The following is a 25603-nucleotide window of genomic DNA, read 5'->3' on the forward strand; positions in this document are numbered from 1 at the left end:
GAGTGCCCGGGTTCTTTCTTTCCGGAGCAGGTGATTTATGCATTGTCCTTTCTGTGGTGAAGCCGATACCAAGGTGATTGATTCGCGCCTGGTGGCCGAGGGTGACCAGGTTCGCCGCCGCAGGGAGTGTCTGTCCTGCCGTGAGCGATTTACCACCTTTGAAACTGCCGAGCTGGTGATGCCCCGGGTCGTTAAGCAGGATGGTACCCGGCAGCCATTTGATGAAGAAAAGCTGCGGGCCGGCATCATGAAAGCTCTGGAAAAACGTCCGGTCAGCATTGAGGAAATCGATGCCTCCCTGAACCGTATCAAGTATCGTCTCCGCTCGACTGGTGAGCGTGAAGTCAAGTCGATGCAGTTGGGTGAGGAGGTAATGACCGAGCTGCGCCAACTGGACAAGGTTGCCTACGTGCGTTTTGCGTCGGTTTACCGCAGTTTTCAGGACATCAACGAGTTCAAGGAAGAGATCGAGCGGCTGTCCCAGGGTAATGGCGATACCGCGGTGGATGTTGCCAGGGCATTGGTTGATAACGGTACAGACAAAGGCAAGGCATGATTTCAGACCGTGATCGGGCAATGATGGCCCGGGCCGTTCAGCTGGCCTGGCGCGGTCGCTATTCCACCCATCCCAATCCCCGTGTTGGTTGTGTTATTGCCAAAGGCGATCTGATTGTGGGCGAGGGCTGGCACGAGCGTGCCGGTGAAGCCCACGCGGAAGTGCGTGCTTTGAGCCAGGCCGGCCATGAGGCTCGGGGAGCCACCGCCTACGTTACCCTGGAGCCGTGCAGCCACTACGGGCGCACGCCGCCCTGCGCACGGGCACTGATAGATGCCGGTGTGGCCCATGTGTTTGCCGCCACCAAAGACCCCAACCCGTCTGTGTCCGGTCGGGGGCTGGATATGCTCAGGGAGGCTGGCATACGGGTGACCGAAGGCGTGATGGCCGATGAGGCTGCGCGTCTGAATCCTGGCTTCATGAAGCGTATGAATACCGGTCGCCCCTGGGTTCGGCTGAAAATGGCGGCCAGTCTCGATGGCCGGACCGCCATGGCCAGCGGTGAAAGCCAGTGGATAACGGGCCCGGAAGCGCGCGCGGATGTGCAGCGTTTGCGGGCGATCAGCGACGCTATCCTCACCGGGGTAGGTACGGTACTGGCGGATGATCCCTCGTTGACCGTTCGGCGGGACGAGATGGGCGACATCGGTGATGCCACGGATCCGTCCCGGCAGCCGTTGCGGGTGATCGCCGACCGGGATGCCCGTACGCCGGCCACCGCCAGGATTCTTCAGGGTGGCAATGTGCAGGTATTTTGCGCCAGTTCGGCGCTGGCCTCAGGCCCGGCCCAGGATCTGGCTGCGCTCGGCGTCAGCCTCACCGGGGTTGCCTGGAAAGACAACGGTGTTGATGTCGCCGAGTTGCTGGACGCGCTGGGTGAGCTTGGTATTAACGAATTGCTGGTTGAGGCCGGCCCTACACTGGCTGGTACGTTCATCGGTGAAAATCTCGTGGACGAGCTCTGGCTTTACCAGGCACCGGTTTTCCTGGGTAGTACTGGCAGGCCGACAGCGCATCTGCCACTGGAGACCATGGCCGACAAAGTGCAATGGAAGGTGCTGGATCGTCGTCAGGTGGGTGAGGATCAGCGTCTGATCCTGGCTCGCCACTAATCATTCAATCCATTCCCCGTGAACCGGCTAGACTGTCGGGAGGGGTGAAAGGGTGCAGAACCGTATGGCACTGAACAGCATTGAAGAAATCATTGAAGACATTCGCCAGGGCAAAATGGTCATCCTGATGGATGATGAGGATCGCGAGAATGAGGGCGATCTGGTGATGGCAGCGGAGCACTGCACGGCAGAGGCCATCAACTTCATGGCCCGCTTTGGCCGCGGACTCATCTGTATGCCCATGACCCGTGATCGCTGCGAACAGCTGGGCCTGCCGTTGATGGTTCAGCAGAATGCCTCTGGCTTCGGAACCAAATTTACCCTGTCTATCGAAGCCCGTGAGGGTGTTACCACGGGCATTTCTGCAGCGGACCGGGCTCGTACCGTGCAGGCAGCGGTTGCCCGGGATGCCAAGGCTTCTGACCTGGTGCAGCCGGGGCATATTTTCCCGCTGATGTCCGATCCTGGTGGCGTTCTCAGCCGTGCCGGTCACACCGAAGCGTCCTGCGATCTGGCGGCACTGGCTGGCTGTGAGCCGGCCGGTGTGATCTGTGAAATCATGAATGATGACGGCTCCATGGCCCGGCGTCCGGATCTTGAGAAGTTCGCAGAAGAGCATGATCTGAAGATCGGGACCATCGCAGACCTGATTCATTACCGCACCATGAACGAACGCACGGTGGAGTGTGTGGAGCAGAACGAACTGGATACCGAGTACGGCGTGTTCAAACTGCACACCTACCGGGACAATATCCAGGGTGCTACCCATCTGGCTATGGTAATGGGCGATATCCAGCCAGAAGAGCCGGTGTTTGTGCGTGTGCACATTACCGATACCCTGCGCGATCTGCTGGGTGCACGCCGCAAAGACTCCCGGAGCTGGCCGCTGCATCACGCACTGGAGAAGGTTGCGGAAGAAGGCAAAGGCGTGGTGGTGCTGCTTAACAGTGCTGAAGACAGCTACAACCTGGAAGACCGGATTCAGGATTTCTTTGACAAAGGGCAGGGATCCTCAGGCAAGGGCAGTTCCGGCGTGTATTTCACCGTCGGTACCGGTTCCCAGATTCTCCGGGATCTTGGCGTAGGTAAAATGCGCCTGCTCAGTCCGCCGGTTAAATTCTCCGCCATCTCCGGTTTCGACCTGGAAGTGGTGGAATACGTACCTTACGCCCCCGAATGATAAACCCGGTTATCGCCAACACGGCGATGACCCGTGAAGGAGCCCGAGATGGCAGATATCAAAGTAATTGAAGGTGATTTTACCCAGTGCAGCGGCCGCTATGCGCTGGTGGTTGGCCGGTTTAACGGCTTTGTGGTGGAAAGTCTGGTGGAAGGTGCAGTGGATACCTTGCGTCGTCACGGCATTTCCAATGATGACATTGCCATTATCCGTGTGCCGGGTGCCTATGAAATGCCACTGGCGGTCAAGCGTGTTGCCGAAACCTCGGACTACGACGCCATTATTGCCCTCGGCGCGGTAATTCGTGGTGGTACTCCCCACTTTGAATACGTGGCGGGCGAGGCCTCCAGCGGCCTGGGCGCTGTCAGCCTGGAAACCGATGTCCCGGTTACCTTCGGCGTATTGACCGTAGATTCCATTGAGCAGGCCATCGAACGCTCCGGCACCAAGGCCGGCAACAAGGGCGCGGAAGCCGCCATTACTGCCCTGGAAATGGTCAGTCTGTTCAAAAAGTTGGGTGAGTAATGAGCGAAGCGGGTGACACTTCTCCCCAGCCGGGGAAAACCGGCCAGCCCAAGGCAGGCGATCGCCGCCGGGCACGGGCGCTGGCCATGCAGGGTTTGTATCAGCGGCACTTCAGCAAAACGCCGATTTCTGATATCGAAGCCGAGTTCATGGTCGACAACGACATGAGCAAGGTCGATATCATGTATTTTCGGGATCTTCTGCGTGGCGTTTACCGCGAGCAGGCAGAGCTCGACAAACTGCTGGAGCCGTTTCTGGATCGTCCCCTGAAGGAGGTCGACCCGGTTGAACTGGCGATCGTTCGCCTGGGCGCCTATGAGCTGAAACACCGCATCGATGTGCCCTATAAAGTGGTCATCAACGAGGGTATTGAAATGGCCAAGCGCTTTGGTGGCACCGAAGGGCACAAGTTCGTGAACAGCATTCTGGACAAACTCAGCCGCCGGCTTCGCCTGGCCGAGACCCGCCCGCGTTGATTCATGGGTGAGTTTGAGCTGATCCGGAGGTATTTCCAGCCGCTGGCCGATGGTTCCGGGCAGGATCAGCTCCTTCTCGGTCCCGGTGACGACTGTGCGATTCAGCGGGTATCGCCGGGGCTGGATCTGGTGTTTTCTGTGGACACCCTGGTAGAGGGCGTTCATTTCCCTTCCGATTATTCGCCCGATTATCTCGGGTGGCGAGCTCTGGCGGTTGCGGTAAGTGATTTGGCCGCGATGGGCGCAAGCCCGGTCTGTTTTACTCTGGCTTTAACCTTGCCAGACGCCAATCAGAGCTGGCTGAAGCCGTTTTCAGAGGGGCTGGCCCGGGCCAGCAAAGCCTTTGGTATCGCCCTGGCGGGCGGAGACACTACCCGTGGGCCCCTGACAATCAGTATCCAGGTGCACGGCACCGTTGAGAGTGGGCGTGCGCTGTATCGATCCGGCGCGAAGCCCGGCGACCTGATATGTGTCAGCGGCACGCTCGGGGCGGCCGGTGCCGCTCTTGATTACCTTGCTGCCCCCGCGCCCTCACCGGCCCAGCTCGCCTTGTTGTCACGTTATCATTTCCCGCAGCCTCGTCTGTCACTGGGTCAGCAGCTGGCGGGCTGTGCCTCCTCTGCCATAGATATTTCTGACGGGCTCCTGGCGGATCTCGGCCATATCCTTGATGCCTCGGGGGCCGGAGCGCGAATCGACACGGGACGTATACCGATGATGGCGGAGTTGGTTGCATTAAAGGGTGAGAACGCCCGGGATCTGGCGTTGGGAGCAGGAGATGACTATGAGCTTTGCATCACCATCCCGCCAGAAACCTTCGGCACTCTTGACGATTCTGTGGCCCGTGAGCTGACGGTCATTGGAGAGATTACTTCGGAGCCTGGCCTTCAACTGAGCGGGCCGGTCTCTGGCGTCATTCAAGGATTTGAGCACTTTGGGAGACCCGCATGAGTGATGAGCTGATGCATGAACCGGACGCCGCCCAGGTCATCTTGCCCCCTGGCTTTCTGAAAAATCCGGTCCACCTGTTGGCCTTCGGTTTTGGTAGCGGTGCAGCGCCGAGAGCGCCGGGAACCTGGGGTAGCCTCGCCGCTGTTCCGGTTTGGTATGCCTTTTCCTGGATGCCTCCGTTGGCCTACTGGCTCGTGGTTCTGGCGGCGTTTCTGGTGGGTATCTGGTTGTGTGGCAAAACCGCGACAGACCTGAAAGTGCATGATCACGGCGGTATTGTATGGGATGAATTTGTGGGGATGTGGATTGCCCTGGGCCTGTTTCCGGATCAGCTTTACGGGGTGCTCATGGCGTTCATGCTGTTCCGACTGTTTGACGTGTGGAAGCCTTGGCCCATCAATTGGCTGGATGAGCGCTTGCCCGGCGGGCTCGGGATTATGGTGGACGATGTCGTCGCCGGTGCCATGGCGCTGGGTTGCCTTTGGGCGATTGACGTCTGGGTGATGCCCTATATCGTCTAGCGGGGGCATCACCCATTCGGTTTGTCGGGTGGGTTAGTGCACCTGCTGCTCTTCTGGCAGCATGCGAACAACATGCAGAAAGCGTTTAAGGCCGACTTCTGCCCGCTCTCTCGAAGCAAACGGCCCGCTGTCGAAGCCCTCTCGGGTGGTAAAGTACCATTTGCCCCCTACGCAGAAAAAACGACTGCTGCGAAACGGGACGGGGCCTTGCTCTCCTGTCCTGCGCTGAGTGTCCATGGTTTCTCCTGAGCCCATTTGTTTTTTTCTTCTCGGGCTATGCGTTGTGTAAGCCGACTTGTTTAAAACTAATCCAATTGCTGGCGAATTCAACAATTTTTTACATTCTTACGCCGGGCATCACATTTCGGACCTTTCAGCATCGAAAGCGAATTCGATTGTGTGCCTTGCTCTGATCAGCCGGGATGGTCAGAATGCTTGGCAGCGTTGCCCTCAACATTGCAGGCCGTGCCAACGGCCATCCCTATGGATAAGGAGATGAAGTGAGTATGTGTCACGTTCCAAGGCTTTTCAAGTTGCTGGCTGTTCTGGTGAGTGTGGTCATGGTGGGCTGTGCGTCTACCGTGGCCAGGGTCGATACCTGGGAAGGCCAACTGCCCGCGGCAACGGAGCCGGCAGTGCTTCAGGCGCCCGGTGCGATACAGGTGGTCAGCGTGAATGGCCGGAGCATGACCAACTTCCTGATCGACGACCTGGCACTGGATTACGGTTTGCTGCCTGGTGAAAACGAAGTGGTGTTCAACTATAAAACCATCTGGGCCAAGGCCGGTGTGGTGCGCAATGGCGAATCCAAAGTTCATGTCATTGAGAGCGGTCCTCAGGTGGCACGGTTCGAGGCGAGCCCGGACGCGGTCTACCGTTTCGAGTTTGATAAGCCGGGCAGCCGCCAGGAAGCCGAAGCCATGATGGAGAGCTTCTCGGCAAAGATTGTTGCCGGTAACGGTACCGTGGTGGCGGTATCTGAGGAATGGAACGGGCAGTCCCGGTTGACAGCCAACCGCACTCCGGTACCGGTGTCTGACGCAGAAGGTGTCGGGCGCACCCAGGACGGCACCGCACTGGAACAGCTCAAAGCCATTTGGGCAGATGCTTCGGACGAAGAGAAGAAGGCCTTTCTACGTTGGGCATTCGAATAATCCCGGGCCGGGCCTGTGGGCCCGGCTTTTTCACTATTTCTGATTAGTACTGCAGCCCACACCCCGGTTACCGTCTGAATTTGCCCAGCCCACCTTTTAATAGTTTTTCCACATAGGCCAGGACATCATCGGTCAGGTTGTGTTGTGGTTCCGGAAACTGCTCATGGCCCTGGTCGGGGCCCAGTTCTGCTGCTGCTTTCTCTATCGCTTCCAGGCTGTCATGTACCAGCTCCGGTAGCTGGTCGCTGTCGGCGACCACGTCCGGGCAAAGGGTGAAATTCAGGGTGAGCTGGCCCTGGTAGCTGACCGCGACAATTACCAGCCCAAGGCTGTCGAAAAGGGGGGCGCTGTTGTACTGGCGCACCAAACGGGCACCTTGCAGGTACAGCGGTACCTGCGGACCCGGTACGTTGGTAATCGGCACATTGAACAGTGGCTGGTAGCGCTGTGCCACCTGCAGCTCGGAATACAGCCGGGCTGACAGTGCCAGCAGTGTTGATGGTAGCAGTTCGGTCAGCCGGTCCGCGGCTATGGCTTCACGGTAGGGTTCCGATTCTACCGCGTTACGGTGAATTCGCCGGATCCGGGCTGCCGGGTTGGGTTCTGCAGTGGCCAGGTCCAGCAACATGGCCGACATCTGGTTGCCCGTGGCCTTGCGAAGACTGCTGGAGCGAACCGAGATCGGCGTCATGGCGACCAGCGATGTTTTCGTTTCGATGTTCTGGTTGGCGAGGTATCGGGCCAGGGTTTCGGCGCACAGGCCGAGGACCACATCGTTCAGGGTGACGTCGGCCAAGGAGCCTTTGATGGCTTTGAGCCGGGACAATTCCACGCTGGTCGAGACAATCCGCCGGTTGGCGGTAATCTGCCGGTTAAAGGGGCTGTGGGGCGCGGTGAACAAGGGCAGTGGCAGTGGCAGCTTGTGTAATTGCTTCTGGATCAGCCCACGGGTTGTGGCTTCGGCGGCGTTATAGGCCAGAGAGGCCAGCTGCATCGGCGTTTTCAGCATGTTGGCACCGGCCTGCAGGAACACCCGCTCCTCAGAAGGTTCCTGCCTTGGCAGCCAGGGGCGGGGTGGTGTGATGGTTCTCGGGCTGGGTGTGTACTCCAGCAGCTTGCCCATGATTTCCTCGCCACTGAAGGCATCAATGGCCGCATGATGCAGCTTCACGATCAGTGCAAAACCCTCTTTTTCACCCTCCGGATCGTCGATCCGGAAACCATCGACAAAGGTGATGTGCCACAGCGGTCGGTCGCGTTTCAGTGGTTCCTCAAGAATTTTCGAAGCCAGTGACATCAGACTGGCCTGCTTGCCGTGTTCACCCAGGTTTACATAGGCCAGGTGCCGCTCAATGCTGAAATCGGCATCGTCCACCCAATAGGGGCGGCCGAGCCGGAGAGGGATTTCTTTCAGTTTCTGGCGGAACAGAGGCACCACGTGGAGGCGGCTGCGCAGGTAGGCGACGAAGGTGCTGAACGCCAGCGGGTTAGACAGGCCGCTGGCATCAAACAGATAAACGCCGCCGATGTGCATCGGGGTGGTGTCTGATTCCAGATACAGGAACGAGGCATCCAGTTCCGACAGCTGACGCATGGAACGCACTCCTTGTGTTTCTCGTTGTACTCGGCTGACCAGTATACTTCAGACCGTGAATTCGCCGGTTGGCTCCGTTGCCTCAGGAATCCGCCGGCTTGAGCCACTGGCTCAGGCTCTGGTCTTCGCTCAGCCGGTTCCAGAACCACATCAGCGCCTTGCCTTTGTCTTCGCTGTGCCGGGCCAGGTGGATGGCGATCGGGGGGCGTGGTTCATGCACTGCTTTCGCCACCAGCCGGCCTGAGGACAGTGCCTCCCGGATGCGTGGCAAGGGTAGCCAGCCAACGCCAAGGCCCGCTTCCTGTATGGCAATTTTCTGGTCGATGTTGGTGACGGTCAAGGTTCGTTGGCGCCGGAAGATACCGGCGTGACCAGGTGGCAGTGCGCGGGAGGTATCGGCGGCAACGGCAGCGGGAAATGGGGCGATGTCGCTTTCTTTCAGGGGTTCTTCTGCCTGGGCCAAAGGGTGGTTGGCCGCCACGGCAAAGACGAAAGGTATCTCGCCCAGTGGCTTGGTGGTAAAGCTTCCGGCGGGCTTGCTGAGCTGGTCTGCGCCGATCACCATGTCGACGCGCCGGCTTTGCAGGGCGTCCCAGGCGCCTGCAAAGACCTCCTCCACCACCTGTACATCCACTGGAACGCCCAATTGGTAAAAAGCGTCAATCGCCGGAAACAGGCATTGTGCCGGCAGCAGCGAGTTGAATCCTATTCTAAGCCTGGTTTCCCAGCCCTGAGCTACCTGGCGGGTAGAGTGAGCCAGGTTCTCGGCGGCTTCAAGCAGGGAGCGGCCTTCCTCCAGCAGGTAACGACCGGCGGGCGTGAGCACGGCTTTGTGGCCGGTTCGGTCAAAGACATTGACACTGAGGTCTTCCTCAAGCTTCTGAACGGTGTAACTGATGGCCGAGGGAACCCGGAACAGTTCGCTGGCTGCACCGGCAAAACTGCCCTTGCGGTCGATAGCGTCCAGTACTTTGAGTGCGTCGATGGTAATGGCTGTATGCATGTTCGAATAATCTGAAAGTGTTTGCCAGAAATGCTTGCTATCAGCCTAGCAGCACAGCCGTTAGCCTGTCTCTATTAATTCAGAACCGGGTCGGCCCCATCACACTTCATCAGGGCAAATGTCATGGTGGCTGACCTCGCAGGAGGGTAGTTATGGGCTTGTTGGTTGACGGCTGTTGGCACGATCAGTGGTATGACACGGGCAGAACCGGCGGCAAGTTTGAGCGCGAAGCGGCGCGGTTCCGAAACTGGGTAACCGCTGATGGCTCTGCCGGGCCGGCCGGAGAGGGTGGTTTTCCTGCAGTGAGTGGCCGGTATCACTTGTATGTTTCCATGGCCTGCCCCTGGGCCCACCGCACCTTGATTTTCCGGAAGCTCAAAGGTCTGGAGAACCATATTTCGGTGTCTGTCGTGCACCCGGACATGGTGGAAAACGGCTGGGAGTTCCGGCCCGGTCGCAAAGAACATCAAGACGACTTGTATAATTTTGACTTCATGCACCAGATTTATACCCGTGCCGCCCCGCATTATTCTGGCCGGGTCACGGTGCCGGTGTTGTGGGACAAAGAGCGCGAAACCATTGTCAGTAATGAATCCGCAGACATTATCCGGATGTTCAATTCCGCCTTTGATGGCCTTGAGGGCGTGAATAACGACCGGGATTTCTACCCGGAAAGCCTGCGTGGTGACATCGAGGCGGTGAATGAACGGGTTTACCACACGGTGAACAATGGCGTTTATAAAGCCGGGTTCGCCACTGCGCAGGACAAGTATGAGGAGGCCTATCAGGCCCTGTTCGACTCCCTGGACTGGCTGGAAGAAAGGCTGGCGGAAAAGCGCTATCTCACCGGTAACCGGCTAACCGAGGCCGATTGGCGGCTGTTCACCACGTTGATCCGGTTTGATGCGGTGTATTACAGCCACTTCAAGTGCAACCGCCAGCAGATCCGCGACTATCCGAATCTGTCCGGCTATGTGCGGGAGCTATATCAGGTGCCGGGCGTGGCTGAAACCGTGGATCTGGGCCAGATCAAGCGTCACTACTATGTAAGTCAGCGCACCATAAACCCAACCCAGATTGTGCCGGTGGGGCCAGAGCTGGAATTCGAAGCACCCCACGGGCGTGAACATCTCGGCTGAATGGGCCTGGTCTACTAGCTGACCCGGGCTACCGCCACTTCGGTCAATAATTCCAGCGCCTGCCGGTGCTCAGAGCCCGGCAGGCAGGCCAGCAGGTCTCTCGCGATCTGCGCCTGCTCTTTTGCTTTTGTCATGGTGTATTCGATGGCACCGGACGCCTTAACGATATCCAGTACCTTCGGCAGGTCATCCAGCCCTCCCTTCCGGATGGCCTGGCGGATCAGTTGCCTTTCGGCTTCGCCACCATTGGCCATGGCGTAGATCAGCGGCAGGGTGGTTTTGCCTTCCGCCAGGTCGTCTCCCACGTTCTTGCCCATGGTTTCGGCATCGCCCTGATAATCGAGAACGTCATCAACCAGCTGGAATGCCAGCCCGAGGTGTTTGCCATAGTCTTTCAGGGCATTTTCCTGTTCCGCGCTGGCTCCGGCCAACAGGGCGCCCGTGTGGGACGCGGCTTCAAACAGCATGGCGGTCTTGTTGTGGATAACGACCATATACTGGTCTTCGCTCAAGTCCGGGTTCTTCACATTCATCAGCTGCATGACCTCGCCCTCGGCAATAACGGCCGTGGCGTGCGACAGCACGTTCATGATCGGCAGGCTCTGCAGCTCGACCATCATTTCGAAGGCCCGGGCATAGAGGAAATCGCCGACCAGCACGCTGGGCGCGTTGCCCCATTTTGCGTTGGCTGTGCTGCGGCCGCGGCGCATATCGGAGGTGTCTACCACATCGTCGTGCAGCAGGGTGGCGGTATGCAGGAATTCAATCACGGCAGCCAGCTTCAGATGATCGTCTTTCTGGTAGCCGGCGGCCTGGCTGGCCAGGAGAACCAGCAAAGGTCGCAGGCGTTTGCCGCCGCTTTCGATAATGTACTGGGCGATTTTCTCAACCAGCGGGACATCGGAAGCGAGCCGCTTGATGATAAGGTCGTTAACGCGGCTGAAATCATCCGCTACGGTGTCGTAGATGCGCTGGGCTGTCATCGGGCCGGTAAGTCCCTTGCTGGTGTTTTCGTTGAGTTTTCGGGCAGGTCGCGGCAATGCTAGGTATTGCTGCTTACAGTGTCAACTTGAGCCGGAATCCGGCTTGTATTGGTCGACGGGTTTTCGTACAATCACGCGCCCAACTCATCCCAACCTGCGCTCCCTGCAATAGGGTCGCCAGAGCGCTTCCCTTAGAACCAGGTGGATAAGAGCAGGGATGGGTCAATCGCGGAGACTATGAATGTACGCAGTTATTGTTAGCGGTGGTAAGCAGCACCGTGTAAAAGAAGGCGAAACTCTGAAGTTGGAAAAGCTGGAAGTTGAAACCGGCGGTTCCGTTGAGTTTGATCGTGTTCTTCTGGTTGCCAATGGCGACGACGTAAAAGTTGGCGCTCCGGTTGTTGAAGGTGCCAAGGTGACCGCAGAAGTGGTTAGCCACGGTCGTCACGACAAAGTGAACATCATCAAGTTCCGTCGTCGTAAGCATCACATGAAGCGTCAGGGCCACCGTCAGTGGTTTACTGAAGTCAAGATCACGGGTATCCAGGGCTAAGCCCTCGAATAACCCCTTAATGAAGGAGGCTGGTAATGGCTCATAAAAAGGCAGCAGGTAGTACCCGTAACGGTCGCGATTCCGAGTCGAAACGACTTGGTGTCAAGCGCTACGGTGGCGAGTCTGTATCTGCAGGCAGCATCATCGTTCGTCAGCGTGGCACCCGTTTCCACGCTGGCAGCAACGTAGGCATTGGCAAGGACCACACCCTGTTCGCGAAAGCGGAAGGTCAGGTGAAGTTCGAAACCAAAGGCCCGCAGAACCGCAAGTTCGTAAGCATCGTTCCGGCTGCGTAAGCAGCGGCGATCCGGTTCTGTTGAACCTTGGGTTTGCCTGATATGCTGATTTAGTCAGTTCTCAGGTGAATCCGGAGCCCCGCAAAGCTTCCTTGAGGCTGCGGGGCTTTTTAGTTTATGCAAAGGCATTTGGCGTATGAAATTTGTAGACGAAGCCACCATCATTGTTGAAGCCGGTAAAGGCGGTCATGGTTGCCTGAGCTTCCGGCGGGAAAAGTACGTGCCAAAGGGTGGTCCCGACGGCGGTGACGGTGGGGATGGCGGTTCCGTCTATCTGGAGGCGGACAGCGCACTCAATACCCTGATTGATTACCGCTTCCAGCGTAAATACAAGGCCCAGAATGGTGAGCCGGGCGCTGGCCGTAACTGCACCGGTACTAAAGGCGAAGATCTGGTGCTACCGGTGCCGGTTGGCACGACAGTGGTGGATATGGATACCCATGAAGTGCTGGGAGATCTCACCAAAGAAGGTCAGCGTCTGAAAGTGGCTCAGGGTGGTTTTCACGGCCTTGGCAATACCCGTTTCAAGTCGTCCGTTAATCGTGCTCCGCGCCAGACCTCCAAAGGGTCTGAGGGTGAGGCGCGTAATCTGCGTCTGGAACTGAAGGTTCTGGCCGATGTCGGTTTGCTGGGTTTGCCCAATGCCGGCAAGTCTACGTTCATCCGGTCGGTTTCCGCCGCGCGCCCGAAGGTAGCGGATTATCCCTTCACCACCCTGGTACCGAATCTTGGTGTGGTCAGTGTGCAGGCTCATCAAAGCTTTGTTATTGCCGATATTCCTGGTTTGATTGAGGGGGCAGCCGAGGGTGCGGGGCTTGGTATTCGTTTCCTGAAGCACCTGGTCCGGACGCGCTTGTTGCTGCACCTGGTGGATGTTGCTCCTTATGACGGCTCGTCCCCGGCCGACGCGGTCAGGGCGATTGCCCACGAACTCGAAAAGTTCAGTGAAACGCTGGCCAGCCGTCCTCGTTGGCTGGTGCTGAACAAGGTCGATATGGTCGCCGAGGAAGATCGTGAGGCCCATTGTCAGGCCATTGTTGATGAGCTTGGCTGGGAGGGGCCTGTGTTCCGCATTTCCGCGCTGAGTGGTGAGGGCACCAAACCTCTGGTGCAGGCCGTGATGCGCTGGATTGAGGAACAGGCCGAGCAGGAAGCCGACAATCCCGATTTCGCTGAGCAGGAAGCCGCGCGCAGGCGTCGCATGGACGAAGAGGCCCGTCAGAAAATTGAGGCGGATCGTCAGGCCCGTAGAGCGGCCCGTAACGCGGATGATGACGACGACTTTGACGACGATGATTACGACGTTGAAGTGGTTTACGCACCGGAATAACTCACTAACGGAAGAGACTGTAGCGCTATCATGAGTGAACGCCTTCAGCTTCGACAGGCCCGCCGTCTGGTGGTCAAGATCGGTAGTGCCTTGCTGACCAATGATGGCAAAGGTCTGGATGTGGCCGCGTTGGGGTTGTGGGTAGATCAGATCGCCGAGCTGATTGCCGAAGGGGTGGAGGTGGTGGTGGTGTCCTCCGGCTCGGTCGCCGAAGGCATGAGTCGCCTTGGTTGGACAGTTCGCCCCCAGCACTTGCACGAGTTGCAGGCTGCGGCTGCTGTGGGGCAGATGGGGCTTGTGCAGACCTGGGAGGCCCAGTTCAAGCGCCATGATATCCATACGGCGCAGATTCTGCTGACCCACGACGACCTCTCCGACCGCAAGCGTTACCTGAACGGCCGCAGTACCCTGCGTACGTTGCTGGATTACGGTGTGGTGCCGATCGTGAACGAGAACGATACGGTGGTGACCGACGAGATCCGCTTTGGTGATAACGACACCCTGGGTGCGCTGGTGGCTAATCTGATTGAGGCGGATGGTCTGATTATTCTGACCGATCAGGTGGGGTTGTTTAATAAAGACCCCCGCAAGCACGGCGATGCCGTGCTTGTGACCGAGCGCAGGGCGGAAGATCGCGAGCTGGATGCCATGGCCGGCGGTGGTGCCGGAGCGCTCGGGCGCGGTGGTATGCAGACCAAGCTGAGGGCGGCCCGGTTAGCGGCCCGCTCAGGCGCGTTTACGGTGATTGTTGGTGGCCGGATTGAGCATGTGATTGCCCGATTACGCCAGGGTGATGTGATTGGTACCTTGCTGTTGCCGGAGCAGGGGCGGCTGGCGGCCAGAAAGCAGTGGATTGCCAGTCACTTGCAAACCCGGGGCAAGCTCACGCTGGATGATGGTGCGGTGAAGGTGTTGCGCCAGGGTGGACGGAGTCTGTTGCCGGTGGGTGTGAAGGCTGTGTCCGGGCAGTTCCGGAGGGGGGAGATGGTCTCCTGTGTCGATCTGACTGGCAAAGAAATCGCGCGGGGGCTGGTTAACTATGATGCTGATGAAGCCAGGGCCATCTCGGGCCGGTCCAGTGATCGCATTAATGATGTTCTGGGTTATGTGTCCGATGAGGAGATGATCCATCGGGATAATCTGGTGGTGGTTTGATCTTTTTCACTTGATTCAGACACAAAAAAACCGGCTGATTAGCCGGTTTTTTATTTCGCACAGAATCAGGCGCTTTTCAGAGCCTTGATTTTGGCGTTCAGACGGCTCTTGTGGCGAGCAATCTTGTTCTTGGCGAAGATGCCTTTGTTGACCATGCTGTCCATGATCGGCTGAGCTTCTTTCAGAGCAGCCTGGGCTTCATCGTGGTTGCCGGCCTTGATCTTGGCGTCGACCTTTTTCATGTAGGTGCGTGCCATGGAACGCAGGCTGGCGTTATGCTTGCGGTTTTTCTCGTTCTGACGAGCGCGCTTCTTGGCTTGCGGGGAATTTGCCACCGTAAAACTCCTGAAAATTCGTTGCTATAAAAAAGAAATTTTTACATCGCGGGCGCGCCAAAACCAGCGCGTCGAAATAAATGACGCGGAACTATGCCGCTGAATGCCCGAAATGTCAAGGCCGCCGCACGGTTCGTGCCTCGCCTGCAAAGCCCTGTGATACACTCCGGCATCGCAGCGCTGGGGCTGGCCGGGGGGCGTTACTCCGCCTTGTGGATTACCGAGATGGCCCGTAGCTTCCACTCAGGATTCTGGACGCCGAAATCATGTCTTCCGAACAACGAAAGCCACCCTCAACAGGGAAGTCAGAACCGCCCAGGGCGCCGGGATTGTTGAGATCGTCTGGCGTGGTCGGGATGATGACCATGCTGTCCCGGGTGTTGGGGCTGGTTCGGGATATGGTGATTGCCCGCTATTTTGGCGCGGGAGCGGGGGCTGACGCGTTTTTCGTGGCATTCAAGATTCCCAACTTCCTCCGGCGTCTGTTTGCCGAAGGTGCGTTTTCTCAGGCTTTTGTGCCGGTGTTGTCATCCTATCGGGAAACGCAGGATATTTCGCAAGTGAAACGCCTGGTAGACGCCGTGGCCGGTTCTCTGGGTTTGGTGCTTCTGGCGGTAACTCTTGTTGCGATGCTCGGCTCGCCGGTGCTGACCGCGGTGTTTGCGCCAGGATTTCTGGGTGACGACGTCAAGTTTGCGCTCACCAGCGAGATGCTACGCATTACCTTTCCGTATCTGCTGTTGATATCCCTGACCGCCTTTGCGGGTGGCATTCTCAACAGTTATGACCGGTTTGCGGTGCCGGCCTTCACTCCGGTCTTACTGAACCTGGCGATGATTTCGGCGGCCATTTTCCTCACACCGGTGATGGATGAGCCGGTGATGGCCCTGGCCTGGGGTGTGTTCATTGCCGGTGCCTTGCAGCTGTTTTTCCAGTTGCCGTTTCTGATGCGCCTGGGGCTTCTGCCCAGGCCTCGGATCGATTATCGGCACGAAGGGGTAAGCCGTATCCTGAAGCTGATGGCGCCGGCGCTGTTCGGGGTTTCGGTCAGCCAGATCAATCTGTTACTGGATACCGTGCTGGCCTCCTTCCTGCAAACCGGGAGCGTGTCCTGGCTGTACTATTCCGACCGTTTGTCGGAGTTGCCATTGGGGGTGTTCGGTATTGCGATCGCCACGGTGATTCTGCCCAGTCTGTCGCGCAAGCATGCGGCAGCATCTGCGGACCAGTTTGCGGCGACCCTGGACTGGGCTGTGCGGGCCGTTCTGCTGATCGGCGTGCCGGCCGCCCTGGCGTTGGCTTTGCTGGCAGAGCCCTTGATCGCAACTCTGTTCCACTACGGCGAAGTGACCGATCGCGATGTCGCGATGTCAGCACAAAGTCTGCGGGCCTATTCTACGGGTTTGTTGGCGTTCATGTTGATCAAGGTGCTGGCACCGGGTTTTTTCGCCCGGGAAGATACCAAAACCCCGGTAAAGATTGGTGTGATCGCCATGGTCGCCAATATGGTGTTTAACCTGGCGCTGATCGTGCCGCTGGCGCATGCCGGGCTTGCGCTGGCGACATCGCTTTCTGCCTGGCTCAACGGTTATCTGCTCTGGCGCGGACTTCGCAAGGAAGGCGCCTGGAAAAGCCAGTCGGGCTGGCCGAAGTTCCTGATGCAGCTGGCGGTTGCGAACAGCGCGCTGGCAGCGGTGATCCTCTGGCTGAACGTGCCGGTTGGCCAATGGCTGGCCTTTACTGGCCTGCAGAGGGCTTCGGAAATGACGATTCTGGTTGTGGCTGGGGTTCTCGCCTATTTTGTTGCGCTGGCCCTTGCAGGTGTCCGCGTGCGGCAATTCCGCCAGAAGTAAGGCGTCGTCATTTCTACCACGCCCGCTCCTGGGGTATAATCGCGCGTTTTCTCACCAGTGCGTCGCGCCGGCGCGCCGAAAGCCATTGGCAGCATTAGGGTTCGCAGTACATGCGTCTGATTCGAGGCCTGACCAATCTCAAGCGTATCGCGGGAAGTGCGGATTCTCCGCTGGCCGATGGGTGCGTGGCCACTATCGGCAACTTTGACGGCGTTCATCGGGGCCACAAGACCATCATCGATCAGGTCAGAGGCAAGGCTCAGGCTCTTAACCTGCCGTCTGTGGTGATGATTTTCGAGCCTCAGCCCCAGGAATTTTTCAAGGGGGCGGAAGCGCCTCCCCGGTTGATGCCGTTTCGCCAGAAATTTGAAGCTCTGCTTGGCGAAGGCGTTGATGTGGTGCTGTGTATCCGCTTTGACGAAACCTTCCGCAGCTATTCCGGCATGGGCTTTATCGAGGATGTGCTGATCCATGGCCTTGGGGTTCGTCACCTGGTGGTGGGCGACGACTTCCGCTTCGGCTGCGACCGGGCCGGCGACTTCAGGCTGTTGCAAAGCGTGGGGCAGGAACGGGGCTTTACAGTTGAGAATACCCGCACGGTTGTCGTGGACGGAGAGCGGGTGAGTAGCACACGGGTGCGCAACGCCCTGAATGTGAACGGACTTGAGGAAGCAGAGCGACTGCTGGGGCACCCTTACCGGATCCATGGGCGGGTGGTATATGGCCGGCAGCTGGGCCGGCAGATCGGCGCGCCCACCGCCAATATCCTGCTGCATCAGATGCCGGCGCTGAGAGGGGTTTACGTGGTGAGGGCCTGGCTCGATACCGGGGAATGGCGTGATGGCGTGGCGAACATCGGCCTGCGCCCCACGGTAGATGGCAAGCGACCATCGCTGGAAGTGCACCTGTTTGACTTTGCTGGCACACTTTATGGCCAGCACCTGGAAGTCGTGTTCCGCCATGGCCTGCGGGACGAAGTGAAATTCGACTCTGTTGACGAACTTCGGCAACAGATCGCCCGGGATTTTGAGCATGCCCGGGCCTGGTTGGCGGAGAACCCCGCCACCCCGGAAACCTGATTCAACTGACCAACCAAGAGTACGCACACAGACATGAGCGACTACAAGCATACCCTGAATCTGCCGGAAACCGCGTTCCCCATGCGCGGTAACCTGGCCAAGCGCGAGCCGGACATGCTCAAGCACTGGCAGGACCTGAACGTTTACGGCAATCTGCGCAAGCAGCGCCAAGGTCGTGAGAAGTTCATCCTGCACGATGGCCCTCCCTACGCTAACGGCAGCATTCACATCGGGCATGCGGTCAACAAGATCCTGAAAGACATGATCGTGAAATCCCGCAGTTTCATGGGCTACGACGCACCCTACGTGCCGGGCTGGGATTGCCACGGTCTGCCCATCGAGCACAAGGTTGAGCAGGAAATCGGCAAGGCCGGCGTGAAGGTGGACTACAAAACCTTCCGCCAGGCCTGCCGAGACTACGCCACCAAACAGATCGAAGGCCAGAAGGCCGACTTTATCCGCCTGGGCGTGATGGGTGAGTGGGACAAGCCCTATCTGACCATGGATCCGAAAGTGGAGGCGGGCATTGTCCGGGCGTTGGGCAAGATCGTCGCCAAGGGCCACCTGGTGCGGGGCTTCAAGCCGGTTTACTGGAGTGTGGTTGGTCAGTCCGCACTGGCAGAAGCCGAAGTTGAATACCAGGACAAAACGTCAACCCAGATTGACGTGCGCTTCACTGTCGTGGATCAGGACGCCGTACTGAAAACCTTCGGAACCAGCGAAGGTGAGGGCGATGTATCCCTGGTGATCTGGACCACGACTCCCTGGACGATTCCCGCGAACCAGGCGGTGTCCATCGGTGCCGATATTGAATACGCACTGGTACAGTTAGATGTCGGCCACGGCGCTGAGCGAATGATTCTGGCCACGGACATGGTGCAGGGCATCATGGCTCGCTGGGGTGTGGAAGACTACAAAGTGCTGGCCAACGTCTCCGGTTCCGCACTGGAAAACCAGTTGCTGCAACATCCGGTGTACGACAAGCAAGTGCCTGTGCTGCTGGGTGACCACGTTTCCCTGGACGCCGGTACCGGTGCAGTACACACAGCGCCTGACCATGGTATGGAAGACTTCGTGGTGGGTAAGGAATACGGCATTGGCACCCTCAACCTGGTGAAAGCCGACGGCACCTATACCGACGCGGCCGGCGAATTTGCTGGTGTGCACGTATACAAGGCCGATGAGCCGGTATGCGCCGCGCTGGAACGCGAAGGCAAGCTGGTACGCTCGGAAAAATTCCGCCACAGCTACCCGCACTGCTGGCGCACCAAGACCCCGCTGATCTACAGGGCTACGCCCCAGTGGTTCATCAGCATGGACAAGCTTAACCTGCGCGCCGATGCCCTGGAAGCCATCAAAGGCGTGCGCTGGGTGCCGGCCTGGGGCCAGAATCGCATCGAGGCCATGTTCGAGCAGAGCCCGGACTGGTGTATTTCTCGTCAGCGCACGTGGGGCGTGCCGATCACCCTGTTTATCCATAAGGAAACCCAGGAGCTGCACCCGAACACCCAGGAGCTGATCGAGAAAGTCGCCCAGGCGGTGGAAACCGGCGGCATCGATGCCTGGTACGACATTGACCAGAACGAACTGCTGGGCGCCGATGCTGACCAGTACGAAAAAGTGCTGGATACCCTGGACGTCTGGTTTGACTCGGGTGTCACCCATGACTCTGTATTGCGGGTACGTGAAGAATTGGGCCAGTTCCCGGCCGATATGTACCTGGAAGGCTCTGACCAGCATCGTGGCTGGTTCCAGTCATCCCTGAAAACCTCCATTGCCATGAATGGCGTGGCGCCGTACAAGCAAGTGCTCACTCACGGCTTCACTGTGGATGCCAAGGGCTACAAGATGTCCAAGTCCCTGGGTAACGTTATCGCCCCACAGGAAGTCATGAACGAGCTGGGTGCAGACATCCTGCGTTTGTGGGTCTCTGCCACCGACTACAGCGGTGAGATGAGCGTTTCCAAGGATATCCTGCGCCAGACTGCAGACGGCTACCGCCGTATCCGTAACACCGCCCGCTTCCTGCTGAGCAACCTGACCGGGTTTGATCCGGAACAACACATGGTGGCGCCGGAAGACATGATCGCCCTGGACCGCTGGATGGTCGACCGTGCCCTGCAGCTCCAGAACGAACTGCATGAAGACTACGGAAACTATGCCTTCCTGAAGATTTACCAGAAAGTGTACAACTTCTGCGAAGCCACCCTGGGTGGTTTCTACCTGGACATCATCAAAGACCGCCAGTACACCACCCAGGCCGACAGCCTGGCGCGGCGTTCCTGCCAGACCGCCCTGTACCATGTGGCCGAAGCCCTGGTGCGTTGGATTGCCCCGATCCTGAGCTTTACTGCCGATGAAATCTGGCAACACCTGCCGGGCAAGCGTGGCGACACCGTGTTCTACGAAACCTGGTACGAAGGCCTGACGGCGCTGCCGGAAGACTTCGAGCTGGGCCGTGACTACTGGCGTGAAATCTACGCCGTGAAAGAAGCCGTCAACAAGTGCCTGGAAGAAGCCCGTGCCCGTGGCGAGATCAAAGGCTCTTTGAGTGCGGAAGTCACCCTGTACTGCGAAGGTAGCCTGGCCGAGCGCCTGAACCACCTGGGAGAAGAGCTGCGCTTTGTGCTGATCACCTCCGAAGCCACCGTAAAGCCGGTGAGCGAAGCGGCCGGCGTGGAGCAAACCAACGTGGAAGGCCTGCTGGTGAAAGTAACCCCGGCTTCCCACGCCAAGTGCGAGCGCTGCTGGCACCATCGTGAAGACGTGGGCCAGAACGAGCAGCACAGCGACCTGTGTGGCCGCTGCGTCACCAACGTGGAAGGCCCGGGCGAAACCCGCGCCTACGCCTGATGGACGCGGTAATGACTGAGGGCAGGGCAGGCAGCAAACTGAAGTGGTTGTGGCTGGCAGTACTGGTGGTCGCCGTCGACCTGGGCACCAAGGCCATGGCCACCGCCATGCTCACCTACGGTAACCCGGTACCGGTGCTGCCCAGCTTCAACCTGACCCTGCTGCACAACACCGGCGCCGCGTTCAGCTTCCTGGCGGACGCCGCCGGCTGGCAGCGCTGGTTCTTCGTGACCCTGGCTGTTGTGGTCAGCGTGGTGCTGGTGGGCTGGCTGAGAAAACTCAAAGCCCATGAAACCTGGACCGCCATCGCCATCGTATTGATCCTCGGTGGCGCCATCGGCAACGTATACGACCGGGTGGTGCATGGCTACGTGGTGGACTTCCTGCATTTCTACTGGCAGGACTGGCACTTCCCGGCCTTCAACCTGGCCGACACCGCCATTACCATCGGCGCTGCCATGATGATCATCGACGCATTCCGCAAACCCGCTGACGACAGCGGCGATGCCAACCGGAGCAACTGATTCCCATGAAAGACCTACCTATCGACAAGGGAACCCGCGTAAAACTCCACTTTGCCCTCAAACTCGAGGATGGCGAAACCGTGGACTCCACCTTCGATAAAGAACCGGCCACCCTGGAAATCGGTGACGAAAACCTGCCGGAGAACTTCGAGGCCTACTTAATGGGCCTGAAAGCCGGTGACCACAAAACCTTTGAAGTACCGCCGGAAAAAGCCTTCGGTCAGCACAACCCCAGTAACGTGCAGACCTTCAAACGCCACGAGTTCAGCGCTGACATGCTTCTGGAGCCGGGTGTGGTGATTTCCTTCGCCGACGCGCGTCAGCAGGAACTGCCCGGTGTGATCAAGCGGGTAGAAGGCGACCAGGTGGATGTGGACTTTAATCACCCGCTGGCAGGGCATACACTGAGCTTTGAGGTAAAGATCATTGATGTGGAGCCGGCTGGGCCCACGCATTGATTGCTAGAAAGCTGCTGTGAACAGCTAACTCGACTTGAGCGGGGTGTGGGGCGGTACTTTCAGGGACTGTCTGCAGCATGGATGCTGCAGTCAAGCGTACAGGGATGTATTTACAGCGTGTCCCTGAAAGTACCGCCCCGCAGCACGCGGGCGACCAACTTCAAAAGGCGGAAACTCCAAAGGCAATATGATGCAAATCCGACTCGCTAACCCCCGTGGCTTCTGTGCCGGCGTAGACCGCGCCATAGAAATTGTAAACCGCGCGCTGGACGTGTTCGGAGCACCCATCTACGTGCGCCACGAAGTGGTTCACAACAAGTTCGTGGTCGACAACCTGCGCAACCGGGGCGCGATCTTTGTTGACGAGTTGGACGAAGTGCCCGACGACAAACTGGTAATCTTCAGCGCCCACGGCGTCTCCCAGGCGGTACAGAATGAAGCTGCCCGCCGCGGCCTGAAAGTGTTCGATGCCACCTGCCCACTGGTCACCAAGGTACATATGGAAGTGATGCGTTACAGCCGTGACGGCCGCGAGTGCATCCTCATCGGCCACCACGGTCATCCGGAAGTGGAAGGCACCATGGGCCAGTACGACCACAGCAATGGCGGCGACATCTACCTGGTAGAAGATGAAGCCGACGTGCAGAAGCTGGAAGTGAAAGACCCCAGCCGTTTGTCCTTCGTTACGCAAACCACGCTGTCCATGGACGATACCGCCCGGGTAATCGATGCTCTGCGCGCCAAATTTCCGGAAATCGAAGGCCCCCGCAAAGACGACATCTGCTACGCCACCCAGAACCGGCAGGATGCCGTTAAACAATTGGCCGGCGACTGCGATCTGATGCTGGTAGTGGGCTCCCCCAACAGCTCCAACTCCAATCGCCTGCGCGAACTGGCTGAGCGCATGGGTACGCCTGCTTACCTGATTGATGAGGCTGCCCAGATAGAGCCGCAATGGCTTGAGGGCAAGAAGGCCGTAGGAGTCACTGCTGGAGCGTCGGCTCCGGAGGTGCTGGTTGCGGATGTGATCAATCGGCTCAAGGAGCTGGGTGGTGAAGAGCCGGAGGAAGTGTCCGGGCGTGAGGAGAATATTGTGTTTTCCATGCCGAAGGAATTGCGGATTGATGCTGTAAATGTGTGAGCTGTGTCTTACTTTGGCGAGCTGATTCCCGCTTGTCAGTCAGAAGCCGCCACTTGTCGATGACATCTGGCGGTTTTTTTGTACGTCTTTATTCTATAGAGATGAAAAATTGTTCAGGGAGCTGGCTTATGCGCAGTACTAGAGCGCAGCGAGGATTTACACTGATTGAGTTGTTGGTTGTGATCGTGCTGGTTGGCATAACGGCGGCGATAGCTGTGCCGAATTTTGGCCGTCTGATTGATTCCAGTCAGCACTCGGCAGCCGCAAACGACATGTCTGGTTTGCTCAACTTCGCCCGCTCAGAGGCAATTCGTCGAGGAAGCGGGGTAGCGGTTTATGCGAGGGATACAAGCAACGCCAATGCAGGGTACGCCGTGTGTATTCAAACTGCGTTAGCGGCCTGTAAGGCGGGCACGGCAGGTCCAGATCAGCTCCTCAGAACCACCAACTCGCTCCCTGGAACTGTGACCGTGAGCCAAATGACGCCAGCCTCGGCGGCCGATCTGATCTTTAATGGCCGAGGCATGGCGAGTCAGCAGTTTGATTACCGAGTATGTGGACAGTCTGGTTCAGAGGCGGTCGATATTGAAGTGAACGTTGGTGGTCAGGTTCGAGTTGATAGCAGCACAGGTACAAATTGTCCTTGAGGAATGCTTGTTGTGAAACAGCGAAACGCACATTTGCCTTACAAAGATAAAGGGTTTTCCCTGATTGAGGTGCTGGTGGCCGTTCTGGTTCTGGGGATCGGCTTGCTGGGAGCAGCAGCGTTGCAGTTGCTGTCTTTGCAAAATATCAGTAATGCCGAACTTCGAACTCAGGCGACCTTGTATGCTCAGGAGCTGACTGAGCTGGCCAGAACCACCAATACTCCATCTGACTTCGAGCAATCGGGTGGCAGCACTGCTTCCTGCTCATCACTGTCAGGACAGTTTCGAGTCTGGTGTGAGGCTATGTCCCAAACCCTCCCGGGAGCGACGTTCGAGTCCAGTTGGGATGGGGCAGCCAACGAGTTTACAGCTCAGGTCCTCTGGCCGGAACGCATTATGTTTCTGGATGCTACGGCAACAACCGCCGCCGGCGAAGGCACATCAGACTACACATTGGTCACGAGGTTCCAGTGATGAAGGGTTTGGGTAAACAGGCGGGATTGACACTCGTTGAACTTCTTATTGCATCAGTGCTCGGGCTGCTCCTGACACTGGGCGTGGCTCAACTCTTTGTCAGTGGGAGTGACACATTCCGTTTGGCGGAGTCTATCGGGCGTATGCAGGAGTCTGGCAGGCTGGCGCAGGATATCTTAGGCAGGACCATTCGTAATGCTGATTACTGGGGATGCCTCAATTTTGCCGAGGTTGATAGTGTTCTGGATGAGACCCACGCGAACTATGATCCTGATTTGCATGATTTCTCCAGTCCGGAGGCTATTCAGTTCGATATCGGTGATGGCACGCAAGCAGCCGCGGGCACGGTGGTGATACAGCTTAAGGGAGCCCGCAGCCCGGGCATAAGTATGACCGGTATGAATGCATCGTCGGCCGTGATGGATGTCTCGTCACTTCCATCTGGATTGCTTGGGGCTGGTGGTGTTGTGTTACTGACCGACTGTACCAACGGAGTGATTTTTCAGCTCTCAGGCGTCAACGAGACGTCTCTGAAACTCCAGCATAACACTGGAGCTTCTGTCGTACCCGGCAACATCAAGAGTGGCGGTGGCTGCCCAAATGGCAGTAGCTCGGCCAACTGTTTCCCCGATACCTACACGACCGGCGACATCTTTGTACCATTTTCTGAGCGCTATTACATCCGTGACGATGGCGGCCGACGCTCTCTGGTATTTGAGGGATTAAGCGGCACCGGAGTAGTTAACCGTCAGGAAATTGTCTCGAATGTGATTGATATGCAGGTGCAGGTTGGCTCCGGGCCGCAGGGCGATAACGTTATTAATAATTGGCAAACGGTCAATGCGGCAAACCTCGCAACGATCAACGACACTTCCGTGACTTATGTGAAAGCAATACGGGTCAGCCTTCTCGTGCGTAGCCATGAAGATGGCGTAGCACGGTCGCTGCAGGATGCTTGTTACCCCTCCTGGTCAAATTGTGCTGGTGGTAATAATTGGACCCCCGCCAATACAGCTGATCGCCACTATTATCGGGTTTACACGTCAACGTACAGCATTCGAAATCGTCTTCTGGATACATCGCCATGAGTCAAATAAATACTTTTATGCCAACCAATCGGTTCCCGGGGCAGGAGCGCGGTGCGGCATTGCTGGTCAGTCTGGTCATCTTGCTGGTTTTGACGGTACTCGCTCTGTCGAGCATGCAGGGCACGTCCACACAGGAGCGGATGGTCTCGGCCCAGCGCGATGCCCAGATTGCCCTTGAGGGTGCGGAAGCGGCGCTTCTGGCCGCGGAAGCGGAGTTAAGCGGTGGCACCCTCCCCACCTTTAGTGCCAGTGCCGGTCTTTATGACGAGACGACCGCTGCACCGACGGATTTACTGAATCCCCAGACCTGGGCGGCGCCGTCTGGTGGAGGTAATGGAAACGGTACGCGAGAAGCCCCAATGCCACAGGTAGATGGCGTAGACCTTCTTGCAGAGCCGCCCAGGTATTTTATCAAGGAAACCCCGGCGACCGGCTCAACGACCAATAGTGGCTTTGGCCTGGGAACCGGAGGTGTGGCCGACGGCGTTCAGCAGTCGACATCGAACGGACGGGTTTTTCGGGTAGTCGCATACAGCACCGGCGCATCCGGAGAGGCCGGGCGAGCGGTGGAAGCCTACGTTATTCGAGCCCAATAAACATTGCGTGACAAATCACGTGGAGAG

28 protein-coding genes are annotated in these 25603 nt (G+C 58.0%); 23 read left to right on the forward strand and 5 right to left on the reverse strand.

The window, feature by feature from the left end; all coding sequences use genetic code 11:
• Positions 1 to 37: 37 nt before the first annotated feature.
• The 7 genes from nrdR to ACF8YQ_RS03190 all read left to right on the forward strand — a co-directional run bounded on the left by nrdR (position 38) and on the right by ACF8YQ_RS03190 (position 5321).
• Positions 38 to 556: a transcriptional regulator NrdR gene (gene nrdR, locus ACF8YQ_RS03160; protein WP_396622566.1), complete on the forward strand. Its 519-nt coding sequence runs from the start codon at positions 38 to 40 to the stop codon at positions 554 to 556.
• Positions 553 to 1668 carry a bifunctional diaminohydroxyphosphoribosylaminopyrimidine deaminase/5-amino-6-(5-phosphoribosylamino)uracil reductase RibD gene (ribD, locus tag ACF8YQ_RS03165; RefSeq protein ID WP_022992195.1) on the forward strand — a complete coding sequence of 372 codons (1116 nt, stop codon included), beginning with the start codon at positions 553 to 555 and terminating at the stop codon, positions 1666 to 1668. Before nrdR ends, ribD begins: the two co-directional genes overlap by 4 nt.
• 64 nt (positions 1669 to 1732) lie before the next feature.
• Positions 1733 to 2848 (forward strand): bifunctional 3,4-dihydroxy-2-butanone-4-phosphate synthase/GTP cyclohydrolase II, encoded by a 1116-nt coding sequence (gene ribBA / locus ACF8YQ_RS03170; RefSeq protein WP_206855074.1) that lies wholly within the window; start codon positions 1733 to 1735, stop codon positions 2846 to 2848.
• A 48-nt stretch (positions 2849 to 2896) separates the two neighbouring features.
• Positions 2897 to 3373 carry a 6,7-dimethyl-8-ribityllumazine synthase gene (ribE, locus tag ACF8YQ_RS03175; protein ID WP_011784363.1) on the forward strand — a complete coding sequence of 159 codons (477 nt, stop codon included), beginning with the start codon at positions 2897 to 2899 and terminating at the stop codon, positions 3371 to 3373.
• The gene (gene nusB, locus ACF8YQ_RS03180; RefSeq protein ID WP_014420583.1) at positions 3373 to 3849 is read left to right on the forward strand and encodes a transcription antitermination factor NusB; all 477 of its coding nucleotides are present in this window, start codon (positions 3373 to 3375) and stop codon (positions 3847 to 3849) included. Before ribE ends, nusB begins: the two co-directional genes overlap by 1 nt.
• Positions 3850 to 3852: 3 nt before the next feature.
• Entirely contained in the window at positions 3853 to 4800 is a 948-nt protein-coding gene (gene thiL / locus ACF8YQ_RS03185) for a thiamine-phosphate kinase (RefSeq protein ID WP_396622567.1), read from the forward strand.
• Positions 4797 to 5321 carry a phosphatidylglycerophosphatase A gene (locus tag ACF8YQ_RS03190; RefSeq protein WP_396622568.1) on the forward strand — a complete coding sequence of 175 codons (525 nt, stop codon included), beginning with the start codon at positions 4797 to 4799 and terminating at the stop codon, positions 5319 to 5321. The genes thiL and ACF8YQ_RS03190 overlap by 4 nt, the downstream gene beginning before the upstream one ends.
• A 33-nt stretch (positions 5322 to 5354) precedes the next feature.
• On the opposite strand, the gene ACF8YQ_RS03195 is transcribed toward ACF8YQ_RS03190, so the two are convergent.
• Positions 5355 to 5558 (reverse strand): DUF6316 family protein, encoded by a 204-nt coding sequence (locus ACF8YQ_RS03195; protein WP_396622569.1) that lies wholly within the window; start codon positions 5556 to 5558, stop codon positions 5355 to 5357.
• Positions 5559 to 5827: 269 nt separating this feature from the next.
• On the opposite strand from ACF8YQ_RS03195, the gene ACF8YQ_RS03200 reads away from it, so the two are divergent.
• Positions 5828 to 6475, forward strand: a complete 648-nt coding sequence (locus ACF8YQ_RS03200; RefSeq protein WP_396623267.1) for a DUF2057 family protein — start codon at positions 5828 to 5830, stop codon at positions 6473 to 6475.
• A gap of 67 nt (positions 6476 to 6542) precedes the next feature.
• On the opposite strand, the gene ACF8YQ_RS03205 is transcribed toward ACF8YQ_RS03200, so the two are convergent.
• Both ACF8YQ_RS03205 and ACF8YQ_RS03210 read right to left on the reverse strand, forming a co-directional pair.
• Positions 6543 to 8069 carry a wax ester/triacylglycerol synthase family O-acyltransferase gene (locus ACF8YQ_RS03205; RefSeq protein ID WP_396622570.1) on the reverse strand — a complete coding sequence of 509 codons (1527 nt, stop codon included), beginning with the start codon at positions 8067 to 8069 and terminating at the stop codon, positions 6543 to 6545.
• Positions 8070 to 8151: 82 nt separating this feature from the next.
• Entirely contained in the window at positions 8152 to 9072 is a 921-nt protein-coding gene (locus tag ACF8YQ_RS03210; RefSeq protein WP_396622571.1) for a LysR substrate-binding domain-containing protein, read from the reverse strand.
• A gap of 152 nt (positions 9073 to 9224) precedes the next feature.
• Here ACF8YQ_RS03210 and ACF8YQ_RS03215 point away from each other — a divergent pair, with 152 nt between their 5' ends.
• Entirely contained in the window at positions 9225 to 10211 is a 987-nt protein-coding gene (locus tag ACF8YQ_RS03215) for a glutathione S-transferase family protein (protein ID WP_113880386.1), read from the forward strand.
• Between the two features lie 14 nt (positions 10212 to 10225).
• On the opposite strand, the gene ispB is transcribed toward ACF8YQ_RS03215, so the two are convergent.
• Complete coding sequence (gene ispB / locus ACF8YQ_RS03220; RefSeq protein ID WP_396622572.1) at positions 10226 to 11194, reverse strand: octaprenyl diphosphate synthase; 969 nt, start codon at positions 11192 to 11194, stop codon at positions 10226 to 10228.
• A 241-nt stretch (positions 11195 to 11435) separates the two neighbouring features.
• Between ispB and rplU the strand changes: the two genes are divergently transcribed.
• The 4 genes from rplU to proB all read left to right on the forward strand — a co-directional run bounded on the left by rplU (position 11436) and on the right by proB (position 14528).
• On the forward strand, positions 11436 to 11747 hold the full coding sequence (rplU, locus tag ACF8YQ_RS03225) for a 50S ribosomal protein L21 (protein WP_011784373.1): 312 nt from the start codon (positions 11436 to 11438) through the stop codon (positions 11745 to 11747).
• A 35-nt stretch (positions 11748 to 11782) separates the two neighbouring features.
• On the forward strand, positions 11783 to 12043 hold the full coding sequence (gene rpmA, locus ACF8YQ_RS03230; RefSeq protein WP_011784374.1) for a 50S ribosomal protein L27: 261 nt from the start codon (positions 11783 to 11785) through the stop codon (positions 12041 to 12043).
• A gap of 136 nt (positions 12044 to 12179) precedes the next feature.
• Positions 12180 to 13373: an Obg family GTPase CgtA gene (gene cgtA, locus ACF8YQ_RS03235; RefSeq protein ID WP_011784375.1), complete on the forward strand. Its 1194-nt coding sequence runs from the start codon at positions 12180 to 12182 to the stop codon at positions 13371 to 13373.
• A 30-nt stretch (positions 13374 to 13403) separates the two neighbouring features.
• Positions 13404 to 14528, forward strand: coding sequence for a glutamate 5-kinase (gene proB, locus ACF8YQ_RS03240; RefSeq protein ID WP_014420591.1), 1125 nt, complete (start codon positions 13404 to 13406; stop codon positions 14526 to 14528).
• Positions 14529 to 14593: 65 nt separating this feature from the next.
• On the opposite strand, the gene rpsT is transcribed toward proB, so the two are convergent.
• Positions 14594 to 14863, reverse strand: coding sequence for a 30S ribosomal protein S20 (rpsT, locus tag ACF8YQ_RS03245; RefSeq protein ID WP_011784377.1), 270 nt, complete (start codon positions 14861 to 14863; stop codon positions 14594 to 14596).
• Between the two features lie 266 nt (positions 14864 to 15129).
• On the opposite strand from rpsT, the gene murJ reads away from it, so the two are divergent.
• The 10 genes from murJ to ACF8YQ_RS03295 all read left to right on the forward strand — a co-directional run bounded on the left by murJ (position 15130) and on the right by ACF8YQ_RS03295 (position 25576).
• Positions 15130 to 16716, forward strand: coding sequence for a murein biosynthesis integral membrane protein MurJ (gene murJ / locus ACF8YQ_RS03250; RefSeq protein WP_396622573.1), 1587 nt, complete (start codon positions 15130 to 15132; stop codon positions 16714 to 16716).
• 110 nt (positions 16717 to 16826) lie between these two features.
• Positions 16827 to 17795 carry a bifunctional riboflavin kinase/FAD synthetase gene (gene ribF, locus ACF8YQ_RS03255; RefSeq protein ID WP_370229029.1) on the forward strand — a complete coding sequence of 323 codons (969 nt, stop codon included), beginning with the start codon at positions 16827 to 16829 and terminating at the stop codon, positions 17793 to 17795.
• A 33-nt stretch (positions 17796 to 17828) separates the two neighbouring features.
• Positions 17829 to 20648, forward strand: coding sequence for an isoleucine--tRNA ligase (ileS, locus tag ACF8YQ_RS03260; RefSeq protein WP_396622574.1), 2820 nt, complete (start codon positions 17829 to 17831; stop codon positions 20646 to 20648).
• On the forward strand, positions 20648 to 21172 hold the full coding sequence (gene lspA, locus ACF8YQ_RS03265; protein WP_396622575.1) for a signal peptidase II: 525 nt from the start codon (positions 20648 to 20650) through the stop codon (positions 21170 to 21172). The genes ileS and lspA overlap by 1 nt, the downstream gene beginning before the upstream one ends.
• A 5-nt stretch (positions 21173 to 21177) precedes the next feature.
• On the forward strand, positions 21178 to 21630 hold the full coding sequence (gene fkpB, locus ACF8YQ_RS03270; protein WP_396622576.1) for an FKBP-type peptidyl-prolyl cis-trans isomerase: 453 nt from the start codon (positions 21178 to 21180) through the stop codon (positions 21628 to 21630).
• Positions 21631 to 21820: 190 nt separating this feature from the next.
• Positions 21821 to 22771 (forward strand): 4-hydroxy-3-methylbut-2-enyl diphosphate reductase, encoded by a 951-nt coding sequence (gene ispH, locus ACF8YQ_RS03275; protein WP_396623268.1) that lies wholly within the window; start codon positions 21821 to 21823, stop codon positions 22769 to 22771.
• Between the two features lie 59 nt (positions 22772 to 22830).
• Entirely contained in the window at positions 22831 to 23418 is a 588-nt protein-coding gene (locus tag ACF8YQ_RS03280) for a GspH/FimT family pseudopilin (RefSeq protein WP_396623269.1), read from the forward strand.
• Positions 23419 to 23430: 12 nt separating this feature from the next.
• Complete coding sequence (gene pilV, locus ACF8YQ_RS03285; RefSeq protein WP_396622577.1) at positions 23431 to 23892, forward strand: type IV pilus modification protein PilV; 462 nt, start codon at positions 23431 to 23433, stop codon at positions 23890 to 23892.
• Positions 23892 to 24980 carry a PilW family protein gene (locus tag ACF8YQ_RS03290; protein WP_396622578.1) on the forward strand — a complete coding sequence of 363 codons (1089 nt, stop codon included), beginning with the start codon at positions 23892 to 23894 and terminating at the stop codon, positions 24978 to 24980. The genes pilV and ACF8YQ_RS03290 overlap by 1 nt, the downstream gene beginning before the upstream one ends.
• Positions 24977 to 25576 carry a PilX N-terminal domain-containing pilus assembly protein gene (locus tag ACF8YQ_RS03295; protein ID WP_396622579.1) on the forward strand — a complete coding sequence of 200 codons (600 nt, stop codon included), beginning with the start codon at positions 24977 to 24979 and terminating at the stop codon, positions 25574 to 25576. Before ACF8YQ_RS03290 ends, ACF8YQ_RS03295 begins: the two co-directional genes overlap by 4 nt.
• Positions 25577 to 25603 lie beyond the last annotated feature (27 nt).

This window comes from Marinobacter sp. W-8, from assembly GCF_044342215.1.
Lineage (GTDB): Bacteria > Pseudomonadota > Gammaproteobacteria > Pseudomonadales > Oleiphilaceae > Marinobacter > Marinobacter nauticus.